Below are 15,203 nucleotides of genomic sequence, written 5' to 3'. Positions count from 1 at the left end.
ACGCTTGACCCGGACGTCTGCGTGCAAAACTCGCAACAGTCAGCGCGCTAAAGGACACCTTCTCGCGCGTAACCTAAGCCGTTGCCGTTCATGGTGAAGTTGCCGATGGTAGCCATGTTCGTATCCTCTTTCGTCTCTCGGGCCGCGACCATCGCGACCTCGATGGCTGTCGTGGACCGGAGGCGATCGGGCCGCACCCGAAGGGCCGCCACGCAGTAGAGGGCGGCCAGTGCGAGGCTTTCTTGTCTCGCGAGGAATGGGCGCACAGCGACCAGGGGAAGAAAGCGGAGAACGGCCGTTGCGGTTTTTTGATCGAGGCGGAGCGCAGCGACGACGGCCTTCGGTTAGACATGCCAAATCGAGGACGCGCTGGGCGCGACAGGCCGAACGATGAGGATCCGACTGAGCGACAGGCCAGCCACACCGCACGACAATGGGCGCGTTGGTGAAAGACACTTGCGGGCACCGCGTAAGCCCGTCCGGTCCGGCGGACGCAATAACAAATCTGGACTATCGCATCGTCATGACATCAGCCTTCTGCGGCTTCGGAAAGACGCTCATCCAGAAACAGACGGACATCTCGGAAGCCAGAAGACCCCGCCCGGCGCATCTCGCCTACGCCGCCAGGATGGGAAGCACTGCCTCTCCAGTCGCCGGCACACGCATAACGATGCACATAAGAAAGGCCCCGCCGTGAGGCGAGGCCTTCGTCATTTTTTAGAAAGGTGAACGATGGAGCGCGAGCGGCCGAGGCGCGGATCGTTGTGCCTCATGCCGCTTGGTCGATCTCGGCCTGCTTGGGTTGAAGATCGTGTAGATAAGTGACTGCCCGCTGAGCGTGGGCCGCCGCGGAGAAGACGAAGCGCTTCTCGTTGGACAGCACCTCCAACCACGACGCAAGATAACTTGCGTGATCGGCGCGCGGCTCGAGTTCGGGTACGATACCAAGATCCGCACTGAGGAAACACGCGCCAAGTTCGGCCACCAACTCTTCGCGGGCGCGCTCGCTTCGATCTTTGGCGTAGCGGCTGAGATCGCGATTGACGCGGTGCGCCGGACCAGTCCAATGCACGCATTCGTGCGCGAGCGTGGCGGCGTAGCTCTCCGCGTCACGGAAGCTCTCGAATGGCGGCATCTGGATGAGATCAAGCGCCGGCGCGAAAAATGCCTTGTCGCCGCCATGTCGGATGGTTGCGCCCGTATTGGCGAAGAATCCGTCTACATGCGCAATGCGTTGCCCTGGCGCGATGCTTGGAGCCGGGCGCCCATAATAGTGATCCGGCAAGTCGTCGATCTGATCGACGCAAAACACCGTATAGGCGCGCAGGAACGGAACGGTCCGTTCGACGTCGTCGCCATGCTCATCGGTCTCGGTCTTGGTGAACTTGTTTGCATAGACGACCATCGTTCCGCTCTCACCCTTGCGGACGTGACCGCCGAGTTCGAGCGCCTGCTTGAAGGTCATCCAGATCGGTGATGTGAAGCCACGCGCGACCGCTTCCGACCACAGCAGCACGACGTTGATGCCCTGATAGGGCGTGCCGTTGTGACGCAGCGGCCGCGTGATGCGTCCAGCGGCGTTGGCCGCATTCCATGGCTTGACCCACGGACGTACGCCGCGCTCCAGGTCCGCGACGATGCGATCGGTGATCCGCGCATAGATGTCGGCGCGGGGTTTCGTTTCCTTACCTGTCATGATCCTAGTCTCCGTTGAAGACCGCGCCCATCGCGGCCCGTCACGGCGGTCCGCTGCGAAGGTCTGCGGGGCCGCGCATCCGGTGGCGCTGGTGGCCTGAGTGGCGACAGAGACGCCGGACCGGAACGTCAGTGGAGGACGGCAAAGCCGTTGCGCTGCCGCGCGGGCCGGAGCATCGACCGAGCGCCGGCACGGGCCGCGAGGGGCGCTGCCGATTTACTTCTCTTTGCTCGTTTGCGCCGTCGCGCCGTGCGACATGAAAAAGGCCGGCCCGCAGGGACCGGCCGACATTGAATAATGAAAGAGAATGGCGGGGCCGAAGCCCCGCCGGCGGCCTCAGTCGAACGCCGACATCTGTGCCTTGGCCGCCTTCCTGCCGACGGTGTCGGTCGCGTGGTCGACAGGACGCTCGAACGGCTTCCAAGTCTCGCCGACGACTTTTTCATAGGCGGCGACGGCGCCCTCGGCGGCCATGCGAAGCGCGTGAGACTGCACGCCCATGTCGGCGGCGAATTCACGCTTGCGCTGTGCCTGGCTATCGAAGCCGACCGGACCATCGAGGTCCTCATCGCGACTGTTGTTGGCAATCTTGGCGGTCGCATCTCGCGCTTCGGTGACTGCGCGGGTGTAGAACTGGCCAGCGCCGTGCGCGGAGCCGACATACGCGCCGACGATCCGCTGAAGGTGAATCTGCATTGCGCGTTCACTCAGGCCGTCCTTAAGTGCGTCGGCGGTTTCGATGATGAGCCGCTCGTGCAGATCGCGGATGCCGTCGCTGTCCTGGATCGCAAGGCCGAAGCTTTCGGAGATGCGCTGTGCCTGTGCCGAGTCGGGGCAGGCGAGCCGGACCATTTCGAGCGTGGTGCCCTTGCGAAGCGGGATGACACGGGCGCTGGCGCGAGAGGAACGAGCAGGTTTGGTCATGGTGAATTCCTTTCTAAGGTTTCGCCGTCAGGTTCGATCCGGCCCCTGCCGGACCTCCCTTCGGGTGCGGTCGCCAAGCGCCGCCGGGGTGAGGGCCGCTTCAAGGTCCGGGGACCGCCAGGCGAGCGAGGTCCGGCTGCGGACAAGAAGGGTCCCAGCTTGCTGGAGCCCTGCGCCGAACGCGGCCGGGCCTTGCCGAGATCGGTGGTTCCTGGTCGCTTGCGACTCGGCCTTGAAGCGGACCGCCGGCGGCGCAGACCGCAGCAAACCCGAGGGGAGGGCCGACAGGGTGCGGGCCCGGTGGCGAATGCGGAAAGGCTCAATCCAGCAGACCCCCAGCCTCGCGCCGTGCTTGAGACGTTCGCCTTAGGGAGCCACAAGGTCAGCTTCGGCCTCTCTAGGCCGCAGCGCCGTGCCGCTTCCCCGGACGACAGTCGGCCGGATTGCGACATTCGTCCTTGCGATGTGCGCGCTTCGGGTCGCCACGAGCGGGTCGAGACTCCGACGCGCATCGAGCCCGAAGCGTCTCGATCGCGGCATCTTGCCGGGCGAGCTTGCGCGATAGCGCGTCGATTTCTGGCTGGCGCTCTGCGGTGATCGCCGCAAGGTTCGAATGATAGCGTTCGAGGAAAGCGCCCGGGTCAGGCGGCTTGCCACGACAGTATCCGGATCGCTTGCGGCCGAGCTGCGGAATCAACGTCGTCATACGGCGAATGATCTGCCGGTCGATCATGTCGAGCTGACGCTGCGTCTGGCGGCGTGCCTCTTCCATGCGCGAAAGCTGGGTGAGGCGTTCGGAGGAAGCCTTCATGGCGACTTCCTTCCTTGCCAAGCGATGAAGCTCGACGGTCCGGGATAGACCGGGTGGCGGGTCTCATCGACGACGAAGCCGAAGCGGCCGATCCGATACTCGTCGGACGGGACGAGGAAACGTCGCTCCTCAGTGCCCGCGCCGCGTCTGCCGCCCGGCGTGGCGACGACTTCAACAAAACCCGGCTGCTGATCCGACGTGATCGCCGACACGACGATCCAGTTGTCGGCGTGCTCGTTCTCGAAGGGGCGCCGATCCTTCTCACGGGATTCGCCGGGCTGCAGCACGATTCCAAAAATTGCCTCCCACGCATCGGGCCAACTATCCTTGATGGTGCGTTCGGCGCAGCGCCGCTCGTAGCCGGTGAACAGATGCGGGAAGGTGATCGCCAAGATCGCCCAGGCCTCGTCTTCCTCGTACCAGCCGCCCGGCGCACGCAGTACAGGATTGACCTTGCGGTTGCGCTCGGCCGAGAGATGAAAGCCGCCGTGGCCCGCCGTTGAATGGCAGATAACGCCTTCCGCATAGACGGTGGCGCTCTGCGACGGCCCCCATGGCGTGTTCGCATTGGAGCCGGCGTCGCGACGGCCGAGCGCACGCTTCTCGCGCTGATGCTCGGCGTTCTCCAAGACCTTTGTCCGGAAGGCCACCTCGTCGGCGAGCCCGCCGGAATGGCCGTAGAAGTCAGAGCGCTTCCATTCGGCGATCGGCCGGTTGATGCGCCAGCCGCTCGCGAGATAGTGGCGGGCGTCGCGTCCCGGCAGCATGGCGAAGGCCGTGTCGCCGACACGAGCAACGAGATAGCCGTCGCCACTGCGGCCGAACTCGACCTCGGGAAGCCCAGAATTCGAGTCCGTCACGGTGGTGAGAGGTGAGCGCGTCGTCATTCGGCCGTCCTCCCCTCCATGACGTTGGCTGCCGGCGCATCGGCTGTCACGTCGTCGAGAACCGCATCCGGATAGCCGTGGCTCTGCAGCCAGCATTCGGCGTCGGCGCGGCTGCTGGCGAGATAGACGAGTTCGGCGTCCTCACCGGGTCGACTGAGCACGCGGACCGCACCGACCCTCGGGCGTTCGGTCACGACGAACCTCAGGTCGCTGTCGACCGAAAAGGTCCGGTGGACGCGAAGCACCACAACACCGCCGCCGCCATAGTCGCCGGCGTGCAGTGTGATGGTGGCGCCGATGACGGTGTTGCCGACGCGGCGTTCTGCCTGCTTGCGGATCAGCCGGCCGCCGCTGTTGCGGTGTTCCCAGGCCGCAAGCTTCTTGCGGTGCCGCTCCGGTGGCCGCGGCATGCTGTCGGAAAACCGTATGATCGCTCCGAGCGGGACGAGGTCGTAGATCAACTGCGCGGACATGGACGTCCTCCTGTTCATGGGTGTTGGAAATGAAACCGCCGCCAGCTGGGCCGGCGGCGGGGTGTCATTCGGATATGGTGCGCGGACTATTCAGCCGCCTCGCGGAACGCCTCGTCATCCGAGGCTTCGCCGCCATCCTCCTCGCCGGCGTCCGGGTCCTCGACCTGATCGTCGGCCTCGTCGGCGGCGGTGACGACGTTCTTCGCCAGCCAGGCAAATAAAGCGACGTTGTCCGGAGCGAACAGCGCTGCCGGATAGACGAAGCGGCCTTCCTTGAAGTGCTCGACCAAAGCGGCGCGGGTGTCCTTCACCTTTTGGCGCGGGAGAACCGACGCGTCCTTGCACGAGCCTTCGAGCGCGGTGCGCGACAGGCACGACAGGAAGTCGTCGGTGCCCATGTTCGGCAGGAAGTTGTCCGCGCCGACCACCTCGCCGGCGACGCGCGCAACGATGCCGCTGTCGGTGCGGTTTTCGCGGCACGAGAGAACCTCAACGAGGATCGAGCGCGCCGCGAGGCGCAGCGTGTCCATCTGGAGGACGAGGTTGCCATCCTGATCGAACAGCGTGGCGGCATGGCGCGCAATCCGGCGGTTGCCGTAATAGGTGCCGCCGCTACCGGAATCGACGGAGACGTTCTGGCCGGCGAAGGCGAGGATCAACAGTGCCATCAGCGCGTCATCTTCGACGGGCGCGCGCGCCAGCGCCTCATGGAGGGCATCCGTTCGGAAGTCACCGATGATTTCGACGCCCTTGCGCGTCACGTCTGGACGCGGCTTCGAGACCGCTGTGCTCTCGTCGGCAGCGTCAGTGCCGGTCGCCATGCCCCCATCCTTCGACTTCTTCGCCGCAGGCATGCGGTAATGCACGCTCTGCACCCGGCCGTCACGGTCGAGATACATCGCCGTGCAATCCGACTTCGACGGCTTGCCGTGGACGCGCTCCGCCTTTCGCGGCAGCTTGACCTCGCCCCAGCTCGTCGTCTCGGCGATCATGCCACGCTTCGGCAGGTTGTTCGTCATCCATTCCTGCTGTGCGCCAAGGAACGCCTCGACATCCGTGGTGTAGCGGCTGTCCTCGTCCGCCGGCGCGAACAGGTCCTCGACCCACTGGATGCCGTAGGCCTGGGCAAGGTCGTCGCCGAAGCTGGCGTGACGTGCGTACATGCGGGCCTTGGTCAGAGCCTGCGCCACGCTCCCCCACGACACCTGTGGATCCGCCTTGGAGGGCTTGTGCTTCTTCCAAACCTCCTTCTGCTCATCGAGCGATGCCGAGGCGATGGTGCGGAGCTGGCGCTCGTCGGGCATGTCGCCCTTGGCCATGTGATCGAGCATGGCAGGCAGCACGTTTGCGAGCAGGCGGAGCTTCCTGATCTGCCGGACTGCCAGACTGAGAGCGACACCGATCGCCTCCTCGGTCCAACCGAGCGCGACGAGGCGTTCGATCGCACGCCACTGGTCGACGGGATTGAGCGCCTCGCGGGCGATGTTCTCGATCATCGAGCGCATGGCGCCGTTGTCGTTCGCCGCCTCGTCGACGAGGACGTCGATCTCCTCGAGGCCGGCGGCGATGGCCTGCTTCACGCGGCGATGACCGGCATTGATGACATAGCCGTTGCGGCCGCCGCTCTCGGGCGTGATGACCGGCGGCTGGACGATGCCAACCGCCTTGATCGTCGCGAGCAGGAGGGCGTCCGCCTGAGGCGTCGACTTCGTCTGGCGCATGCGGTCGGGATTTTCGTTCAGCGCACGCGGATCAATCTTGATGAGATGCATGAGATTCTCCTGTTCGGGTTCGCGGACCGCGGCTTGCGGGCCCTTCCTCGTCTTCTTCCCGAAGACACCCCCGGGCCCCGCGGAGCGGTCGGGCCGGCACAACTGCGGCCGAGCATCCCTACCCGGCCGGACAAGCAGGGCTAACAGCCCTGCGAAGGACGACGGGCTGGGATCGCGCAGGCGGCGGTTGAGCGTCAGCGCTGCCGGCCTGGCCGATCTGCGAGCGGGCTTTTCCCTTCTTTCCTCATCACGCTGCGATAGCGCTCTCGCCGGAGCCCTCCACATCCGTCGCAAGGGCTTTCTCGACCTCCGCCAACTGCCGGCGCTTCTCGGCGAGATCGGCTGCGAATGCGAATTCGCCATCGTCGCGCAACCGGTACGAGGCGAGCCGGCGACGCGCGTCGGCGAGACGCTGGCGATAGCGCTCCTGCTCGCCCTCGAAATCGTCGAGCGCGTGCTCGAGACGGGAGATTGCGCCGAGCGACGTCACTGTGAGGGGCAACTCGATCTCATGCGCTTCCCCGGTGCGGATCAGCATGGTGCCGTAGCGATAGCCGTCACGGCCGTAACGCTCGCCGGAGTACTCGAGGTCGAACCCGCCGATCGTTGCGATAATGGTTGCGCCCTCCTGCTGGAGCTGGACGAGGGTCAGGATTTCCTTCATCAGGGCGCGGCCGGCCTCCTTGCGCTCGACATAGCGCGTGTCGGCCACGGTCGCGGCAAAGGCGTCGCCAGCGGTCGGAACAAGGCGCTCGATATCCTTGCCGACCTCCGCGATCCGCCGCGCGCAGAACTCGATGTCGCGTTCCGCGTCTCGGATCTGCCGACGGACGGCGTGCTGGTCGTCGATATGCGCCGCGCGCAGACGCTCGAGCCGGGCGATGTCGGCTTCGAGCCCAGCCTTTAGCATCAGCCGCTGGTCGCCGCTCGCGATCGCCTTGGCGATCGCGAACCGGTTGGCCTGGCCTTCGCCGAGGTCTTCGAGCCGACGGATCGACGTGTCGCCGGAGAGCGCCGCGGCGATGAAGCGAGCCTTGCGCTCGTTGTTCTGCCACATGCTCGCGTCGAGCGAGCCCTCGGTGGCATAGGCGAAGATGTCGATGACGTCGTGCTGGTTACCCTGGCGCTCGATCCGGCCCTCGCGCTGCGCGATCTGCGACGGCAGCCACGGCACGTCGAGGTGATGGAGAGCCTTCAGGCGAAGCTGCGCATTGACGCCCGTCCCCATTGTATCTGAGGAGCCGATCAGGAAGCGGACCTTGCCAGCGCGTACGTCACCGAACAGACGCTGCTTGGCCTCGGACTTCTTGAAGTCCTGCATGAAGGCGATCTCGGACGCGGGCACGCCCATACTGACGAGCCCGTCTCTGATCCAGCGATAGGCCGAGAAGCCACGCGTCTTCTCGACGCTGATCGTTCCGAGGTCGGAGAAGATCATCTGCGCGGCGCCCGGCAGCTCGTACGGCTTGCCGTCGGCGCGCACGTAACTGTTGTAAGACGTCTCCTTCCAGATGCGGAAGGCGGTGCCGACGAGAAGATTCAGCTTATTGTTCGGCTCATTATCGTGGTCCGGATCGACCAGACGCAGGTCAATCGCCGCATGCCGCCCATCGGTGATGACAGAAAGCAAAATATCATCACCCGGCTCCGGCGGCCGGTCGCGCGTCTCGATCGCCTTGATCCGCGCGTCGAGCAGGGCTTGATAGCGCTTGAACGCCGGCGTCGGCTTTGCCGTCAGGATTTGGCGCTTGCCCGTCGAGATCGCCGGGACCTTCACGTACTGCCGCAGGTCCTCCGGCATCACCACGTCGGCGAAGGACCGGAACATGGCGATCAGCTCGGGGACGTTCACGAAGGTCGCGAAGCGAGTGACCGGCTTGTACTTGCCGGACGGCTGGAGCTCGAGCTCCGTCGATACGTCGCCAAAGGTCGAGGCCCAGGCGTCGAATTCGTGCAAGCCCCGATCCAGGAGCGCTGCGTAGCCGAGGTAGCGCTGCACCGAGAACATCTCACCGAGTGTATTGGTGATCGGCGTGCCGGAGGCGAGCACCAGCGCCCGCCCAGGGTTCTTGGTCTCGATGAAGCGCGACTTCACATAGAGGTCCCAGGCGCGCTGCGAGCCGTTGGGGTCGACGCCCTTCAACGTCGACATATTGGTAGCGAAGGATAGCTTGCGGAACTCCTGTGCTTCGTCGACAATGATCTGGTCGACGCCGATCTCGGAGATGGTCAGGAGATCGTCCTTGCGCGTAGCCAGCGCTTCGAGCCGTTCCTTCAATCCCTCCTTCAGGCGCTCGAGGCGTTTGCGCGAGACGCGGTCGTCGCTCTCGACCCTGATGAGAAGCGTCTCATAGAGCTCGAGCTCGTCCTGGATCATCCGCTGCTCGAAGGCGGACGGCACGCCGATGAAGCGGAATGCCGTATGGGTGATGATGATCGCGTCCCACGTTGCGGTCGCGGCGCGCGACAGGAAGCGGTGCCGCTTGTCCTTGGTGAAGTTGGTCTCATCGGCGACGAGGATGCGGGCACCGGGATAGAGCGCCAGGAACTCGCGCGCCGCCTGTGCCAGGCAATGGCCGGGAACGACAAGCATGGCCTTGGCGATCAGGCCGAGACGCCGCTGCTCCATGATCGCGGCCGCCATCGTCATCGTCTTGCCGGCGCCGACGGCGTGGGCGAGATAGGTCGCACCTGAGGCGATGACGCGCCAGATGCCGCGCTTCTGATGTTCGTAGAGAACGAAGGCGCCCGATGCGCCTGGCAATTTCAGATGCGAGCCGTCGAAGGCGCGCGGCACGATGTTGTTGAAACGATCATTGTAGACCCGCGCCAGTCGGTCGGTCCGATCCGGATCGGACCAGATCCAATTCTGAAAGGCGGTCTTGATCCTCGAGAGCTTCTCCTTCGCCGCCTCGGTGTCGACGACGTTGAGGACCCGACGTTCGCTATCGCCGTCTTTGATGGTGTCGAAGATCTGCGGGACGGAGGAGTTGAGCGCATCAGAGAGAAGCTGCCCGGCGTGCCGCCGCTCCGTGCCCCATTCCGACGTGCCAGCGGCCATCCAGCCGAGCTGCCGGGCCTCCACGGTCCACGACGCCAGTTCCGGCATGTGGTGAATCCTGATCTCCGTGCCCATCGTTTCCTTGACGAAGGCGACGATGTCGGCGGCGGGAATCCACGGCGCGCCAAGGCGTGCGGTGATGTCCGAGGGCCGGAGGTCGGCGGGCTGTACCTCGCGCAGGGCGGTCACGTTGCGCGCATAGACAGGGTCGAGCGCAGCCGCCGCTTCCGCAACCTTCAGCTTGTCGCGCACACCACCCGACAGATAGGCGTCGGCGGTCTGCCACGACCCGCCGCTGGGATCGCGGAAGATGGCGCTGCCAAGCTCGGCAATGACGTCGTCCGTGTCACGGTGCACGAGCTCCGCGATGTGGTCGGGGTCGACATGGCCGCGCTCGTTGAGGACGACGGCCAGCGCGTCGGCGGCGCTGGTGATGACGGGCGGCGCCGGTGGAGCGATCACCCGCTCGGTGAAGATCGGACCCGGCTTCGCCGTGTCGGACTCGAGGTCGTAGTCTTCGATCGAGGCCACCAGCCAGCAGTCCGGATCGTCCAGGAATGGCTGGAGGTTCGGCCTGCGGTGGGTTTCGCGGACCTCCCCGGTCTCGTCGTCATCGGCCGTCGACACGACGGTCGTGTTGATCGGCCCGAAGGCGCGCACGAAGTTCGACCACGCGATGCGTAAGCGGACCTGCGCGTCCTTCCACGGCCGGTCGAGCTCCTGACACTTCAGCACCTCGCGGACCGCATCGCGGATCGGGATCAGCTTCTGGATGATCCGAGCGTGCTTGTCCGGAACACCGGCGGCACTGCGGCCCTTGCGAACCGTGACGGCAACTGGCCGGCCGTCAAGGATCTGCATCAAGCCATGCCGGCTATCGAGCAGATAGCTGCCCTCGCGCGCCGTGAGTCTCGCCGAGCCCTCCGACTTCGCCGGCACGGTCTCGTACTCGTCGTCAGGGTCGATCGCCTCCGGTTCGCCGTCATAGATTGCGACCGGAAGGAGGTTGATCGCGTCGTCCAGCGCGGCCACGAGGTCCTCGCCGTCACTCGGCAGACAGGTGTAGGTCTCGCCGAACGGGCCGGAGGTCAGCGCGTGCGCGCCGAGCACAAGGCGGCGATGGCACGCGAACCAGCGGTTGACGCGTATTGCGCCCTCGTCCTCGGTCGCCGGGCATACCTCTTCCAGGTCGAGCCAGGATAGGTCGCCTTCGGGCTCGCCGTGCTTGCGCCGCCGGAAGAACAGGATGTCGACCACGACGTTGGTGCCGGCATCGGCGCGGAAGCTGCCTTCTGGCAGACGGATGGCACTGATGAGAGCGGCGTACTTTGCAATCAGCGCGCGCGCCGAGCCATCCGCCTTGTCCATCGTGCCTTGGGACGTGACGAAGGCGGCAAGCCCGCCCGGCTTCAGCAGCTTGATTGCCTTGACGATGAAATAGTCGTGGAGTCGCAGACCGAGCGAGCGCAGCGCGCGGTCCGAGCGGACGGTACGATCGGAGAAGGGCGGATTGCCGATCACGAGGTCGAACCACGCCGGCAGCTCGGTGCGCGCGAAATCGCCGGTGACGATCTGCGCCCGGGGCTGCAATAGCTGCGCGATGCGCGCTGTGACGGGGTCGAGCTCGACGCCGGTGACGTGGGAGACCTCGTGCAGAACCGGCGGCATCAGCGCGGGAAACATGCCGGTGCCGATGCCGGGCTCGAGCACGCGGCCGCCGCGCCAGCCGAGGCGCAGCAAACCCGCCCACATCGCCTGGACGACGAACTCCGGCGTGAAATGAGCGTACTGGGTGCAGCGTGTCAGCGAAGCGTAGTCAGCCTCATCGACCGCATCCTGCAGGTCGGCCCCGATCTCGTCCCAGCCCTTCGCAAATTCGGTTTCGCCGGGTCGGCGGAAAACGCCATTGGCGAGCTCTGAGGCGCCGAAGCCGGTAAAGCGGATCAGTTGCCGCTGCTCCTCGACCGTCGCGGGCCGTTGCGCGGCCTCGATCTGTGCGGCGAGCCGAACTGCGGCGATGCCGTCGCGGGCGCGCTGCTTCCAGCTCTTTGCGAGTCCGCGCTCGCCGGTAAGATAGAAATTGTCGCCACGCTTGCGGGGACCGGACTCTGAGCACCGCGCCGATCCGACCACCGGCGCTGCCGAGGTCGGCGTCGACGGCGGCGGATCATCCTCATGATCATCATCGCCGGCGAAAGCCGTGACGCCAAGGCCGAGGCTGGATGAAAGGGCGGTATTGCCGAAGAGGTCGAGGGTGAAAGGATCGTCATGCGCCATGGAAATGTCCTCCAGTTGCGCGCGCGTCGCCGTCCGCCGGCGCGGGTTGCGACGGACGGCTCGGCGTTGCGGGCGTTGATGAGTGGACCGGCACCTAGCCGGGTGCTGAAATGCGACGCCCGGCGCGAGGACGGGCCGCCGCGGGGCGGGGAGGGGGGCAGCTAGGCCGCGGCCGTCTCCGGCAGATGGCGGAACTGTACCGGCAGCTTGGCCGCGATCTCGGCCTCGGTGAGGTCGTCGAGCAGCTTCAGGACTGTGCCACTCTGGCCGGCATAGACGAGCACGGTGCGGCGGCCGCGCATGGCCAGCGGCCAGCGCTCGCCGGCATAACCGCGATAATCGTCATGCGTGCTCGACCAGATATGCTCGAGCCGCTCGTCGCGCGTCATCGCGCGCACGGGCCGTGACTCACGCTCGATGATCGCCGCCTTCATGCACTCCGGCGACAGCCGATCGGAAAGATCGCAATAGCCATGGAACCAGCGCCGCCTTCCGTCGATGGCAAGCGCGAAGAAGATGCTGGTGACGCTGCCCGTCATAAATTCGCGCATCGCGAACATGTCGGCGCGCATGAACAGCGGTGGCAGGATCTCGAGCATGTAGTCGTGCTCCCGCTCGTTGATCTCAAACCACTCACCGGCGAAGAGTTGCTGGCCTTCACCTTCGGCCATCGCGGGGTCACCACGATGGCGGTTGAACAAGCGGTGCATCTCATGGCGCGTCGCAACGCCTTCGAAGACTTTGCGGATAGTGGGGGAGGTGTGCATAGGCGGCTCCTCTTGGCCTGGCCGGACTGACAGTGCGATCGATCCGCCTGATCCCTTCGTCACTTCAGTCCTTCATCACACCTCCTCGCCGGCCGCATCGAAGGTCCGGCGGGTCAAGGGCCGCGGAGCGCGGGCGAAGCTTCACCCTTGACGCGACGGCCGGTCATGCGGCAGCGCTCATTCCCATTTCATTTCCCTTCCCTCATTGTTCGATCTCCTTTTCCCTTCGCTCAACGCCGAGGGATCAGAGACACCACTCATGCGGAGTCCTTGGCGCGGCATCACCACACAGCCCTGCGCGTCGCCCTTGCAAGCCACATCAACAGGTAGCCGTCAGGCCCTTAAATCCTCATTCCAGTCGCTGGCGCACGGCCGTAATCGGGCATACCGCGCACTTGCATCCGCGGCGATGGCACGAACACGATCGGCATAGATGTCGCCTTGCCGATTGTTGTCGGTTGCTGCCACGAGGCAAACGTTGGCGCGTTTGGCAAGGCGGCGGATGGCGGCATCGGTCGCCGGCGACCAACCGCCGCCGGTGCTGACATAAAGGGTGTCAGGGCGCAGGACCTCGATCGCGGCGAGGCTCATGGCATCTATGGCCGCCTCTGTGATGCAGATCCGCTCGCACTCCTCCGCCCCGAAGCGAAACAGCTCCTTGCCGCCGTCTGTGGCAAAACCCCGCCATGCCGGTCCACGCTCCTCCCAGCCTGTGAGCGCCCCAGCAGCATCGGCATGCGCCGCCCACATGCTGCCTTGGGGGCCCTCTCGCAACCGATCGCTAGTGACCGCCTGCTTCACGATGTCCGCCGGCAGTCCGCGCTTGCCGGTAAGATAGCGCCAGGCTGGCGAGCCGGGGCGCGGCCTGAAGCGATGTCCCCACCGCTCTACGATGGACGCAAGGGCTTTGGGCCTTGCCGGGTGCTGCCACGCTGGTGCGCGAGGAACGAAGCCAACCATATCCGCAACACGGTCACATGCCTCGACGAAACCGTCGGCGCCGAGGTGTTCGGCAAGCGAAAACACGTCCCCCTTCGCCGGCGACAGGGGATCGAACCAGCCGCGGCCTTCGTGAATGACGATGACGATGTTGCTGTCGCGACGAAACTTGATCGCGCGCCGGGTGCTTTCCTTGCGATCGACCTTCCAGCCGTCCTTCTCCAGCAGGGCTGCGCAGCCCACCTTTTCGCGCAGCTCTTCAATTTCTCTCTTGTCCATTTGTCTGCACCGGAGTCGCGTAAAGCGACGTCCGCCCCTTTCTTCTGTTGATCTCACTTGTTCCTGGCCTTGCGGCACATCCCCGACCGGCCGCGAAGCCTGCCGAATGCAAGGGCGCGCTGATCAACCGTCAGTCGCCGTATCGGCGGCGCGGCGAAGCCTCCCTTGCAGCCGGCAAGGCGCCAGCGGCAGCCGGTCACCCGGCTCAATGAGCCGGGGACCAGGGGTCGTATTCATGGACGATGGCGTCCTGATCGCCGTCGTATTCGCTGGAAACCATCACGCCGAATTCGCTCTCAGCCTGGAAAAGGATGACCGGCACCATCAGCGTGCGGGCCAGGTCGAAGGCGTGGTTCTGAGCGAGGGTGAGATTGTGCGACATTCAAAGGCTCCCGTCTTGCGGCGGGGACCATCCCCGCTCGAAAGGCGCCGACGTGTTCGGGGGCGGCTGCGGTCACCTCGCAGGCGAAGCCGAAGAGGTCGCACGCTTGCGTAGCGAACCCCTTGCGGGTTGATCGTGGAAGGCCGCAACCGAACCAAGGAAAGCCCATTCGAGAGCGGGGTTGGTCCTTCACCGGAAGTATGGCGAGCCAAGGTGCACATCTTTCGTCCGGCGGATGTAATGCTGGTCTGTTGACAGCGAGAACAGCCGCCGTCCTTTTGTCGGGAGCGTAAGTGGATTTGCCCGCCTGAAGGTTGCCCGCGAAAGCGTCCTACCCGAATACGCCGGAGCTTCGAAGACTCGGCAGTTGTCTCGTTCGGCGACTCCGGCTGTTTCGCGTCAGGGATGGCAGCCCGTAAGGGGGAAGACCCGCTCGCGGGGCTTCAGCGCAGCCTCCAGCCCGGCCCGCAGGGCGACGCCCACCTTCTTCGCAGTCAGGGGCGCACAACAGCCAATTTATTGCGGAGACCACTCGTTGAGCATCCTCAATCGCTTTGGTCACCGGTATTGAAATTCTGAATCGATAGGCCTGAATGATTCGATAACTTAATTGGACGGCGGTTTCGACAACTGCGATTCTTGCGCATGTCCGAACTCACGGTGCCATACCTCGTGCTCCAACGTTGCGATCCGGCCCGCAATATGGCCAGGTTCTATGTACTCACGATCGAACCGACTCTGTTCGGTGATACGGCGCTGGTGCGCGAATGGGGACGTCTCGGCCAACGCGGCCGCCGGCGGATGGATCTGTTTGCCGGGAGAGTCCAGGCCGTCGAGGAGCTCGAGGCTTGGCTCGTCCGCAAAACACGCCGTGGTTATGTACCAAAGAGTCCTGCGCCCTGAGTGCAACCGCCCAGTCTCCCAACCTGATCGAA

11 protein-coding genes are annotated in these 15,203 nt (G+C 65.1%); 1 reads left to right on the top strand and 10 read right to left on the bottom strand.

Annotation, left to right across the window (positions count from 1 at the left end; genetic code table 11):
* Positions 1-769: 769 nt before the first annotated feature.
* The 10 genes from JQ573_RS38140 to JQ573_RS38095 all read right to left on the bottom strand — a co-directional run bounded on the left by JQ573_RS38140 (position 770) and on the right by JQ573_RS38095 (position 14,268).
* Complete coding sequence (locus JQ573_RS38140; RefSeq protein WP_212319974.1) at positions 770-1,696, bottom strand: ArdC family protein; 927 nt, start codon at positions 1,694-1,696, stop codon at positions 770-772.
* 336 nt (positions 1,697-2,032) lie between these two features.
* Positions 2,033-2,620, bottom strand: a complete 588-nt coding sequence (locus JQ573_RS38135) for a hypothetical protein (protein ID WP_212319976.1) — start codon at positions 2,618-2,620, stop codon at positions 2,033-2,035.
* Positions 2,621-3,017: 397 nt separating this feature from the next.
* Positions 3,018-3,431 carry a hypothetical protein gene (locus JQ573_RS38130; protein ID WP_212319978.1) on the bottom strand — a complete coding sequence of 138 codons (414 nt, stop codon included), beginning with the start codon at positions 3,429-3,431 and terminating at the stop codon, positions 3,018-3,020.
* On the bottom strand, positions 3,428-4,318 hold the full coding sequence (locus JQ573_RS38125) for a DUF7007 domain-containing protein (RefSeq protein WP_212319980.1): 891 nt from the start codon (positions 4,316-4,318) through the stop codon (positions 3,428-3,430). Before JQ573_RS38125 ends, JQ573_RS38130 begins: the two co-directional genes overlap by 4 nt.
* Positions 4,315-4,791, bottom strand: a complete 477-nt coding sequence (locus JQ573_RS38120; RefSeq protein ID WP_212319981.1) for a hypothetical protein — start codon at positions 4,789-4,791, stop codon at positions 4,315-4,317. The genes JQ573_RS38125 and JQ573_RS38120 overlap by 4 nt, the downstream gene beginning before the upstream one ends.
* Positions 4,792-4,877: 86 nt before the next feature.
* Positions 4,878-6,563 carry a ParB/RepB/Spo0J family partition protein gene (locus tag JQ573_RS38115; protein WP_212319983.1) on the bottom strand — a complete coding sequence of 562 codons (1,686 nt, stop codon included), beginning with the start codon at positions 6,561-6,563 and terminating at the stop codon, positions 4,878-4,880.
* A gap of 247 nt (positions 6,564-6,810) precedes the next feature.
* Positions 6,811-11,901: an N-6 DNA methylase gene (locus tag JQ573_RS38110; protein ID WP_212319985.1), complete on the bottom strand. Its 5,091-nt coding sequence runs from the start codon at positions 11,899-11,901 to the stop codon at positions 6,811-6,813.
* A gap of 161 nt (positions 11,902-12,062) precedes the next feature.
* Positions 12,063-12,668, bottom strand: coding sequence for a DUF1419 domain-containing protein (locus JQ573_RS38105; protein WP_212319987.1), 606 nt, complete (start codon positions 12,666-12,668; stop codon positions 12,063-12,065).
* A 333-nt stretch (positions 12,669-13,001) separates the two neighbouring features.
* Positions 13,002-13,886: a DUF3991 and toprim domain-containing protein gene (locus JQ573_RS38100; RefSeq protein WP_212319989.1), complete on the bottom strand. Its 885-nt coding sequence runs from the start codon at positions 13,884-13,886 to the stop codon at positions 13,002-13,004.
* A 205-nt stretch (positions 13,887-14,091) separates the two neighbouring features.
* Positions 14,092-14,268, bottom strand: a complete 177-nt coding sequence (locus JQ573_RS38095) for a hypothetical protein (protein WP_211377422.1) — start codon at positions 14,266-14,268, stop codon at positions 14,092-14,094.
* A gap of 645 nt (positions 14,269-14,913) precedes the next feature.
* Here JQ573_RS38095 and JQ573_RS38090 point away from each other — a divergent pair.
* Complete coding sequence (locus JQ573_RS38090; RefSeq protein WP_212319991.1) at positions 14,914-15,171, top strand: WGR domain-containing protein; 258 nt, start codon at positions 14,914-14,916, stop codon at positions 15,169-15,171.
* Positions 15,172-15,203 lie beyond the last annotated feature (32 nt).

The organism is Bradyrhizobium sp. AUGA SZCCT0105 (genome assembly GCF_018129565.1).
In the GTDB taxonomy this organism is placed as follows: domain Bacteria; phylum Pseudomonadota; class Alphaproteobacteria; order Rhizobiales; family Xanthobacteraceae; genus Bradyrhizobium.
Note: the sequence above shows the minus strand (reverse complement) of the source record. Positions and strands in the feature narration are given on the sequence as shown.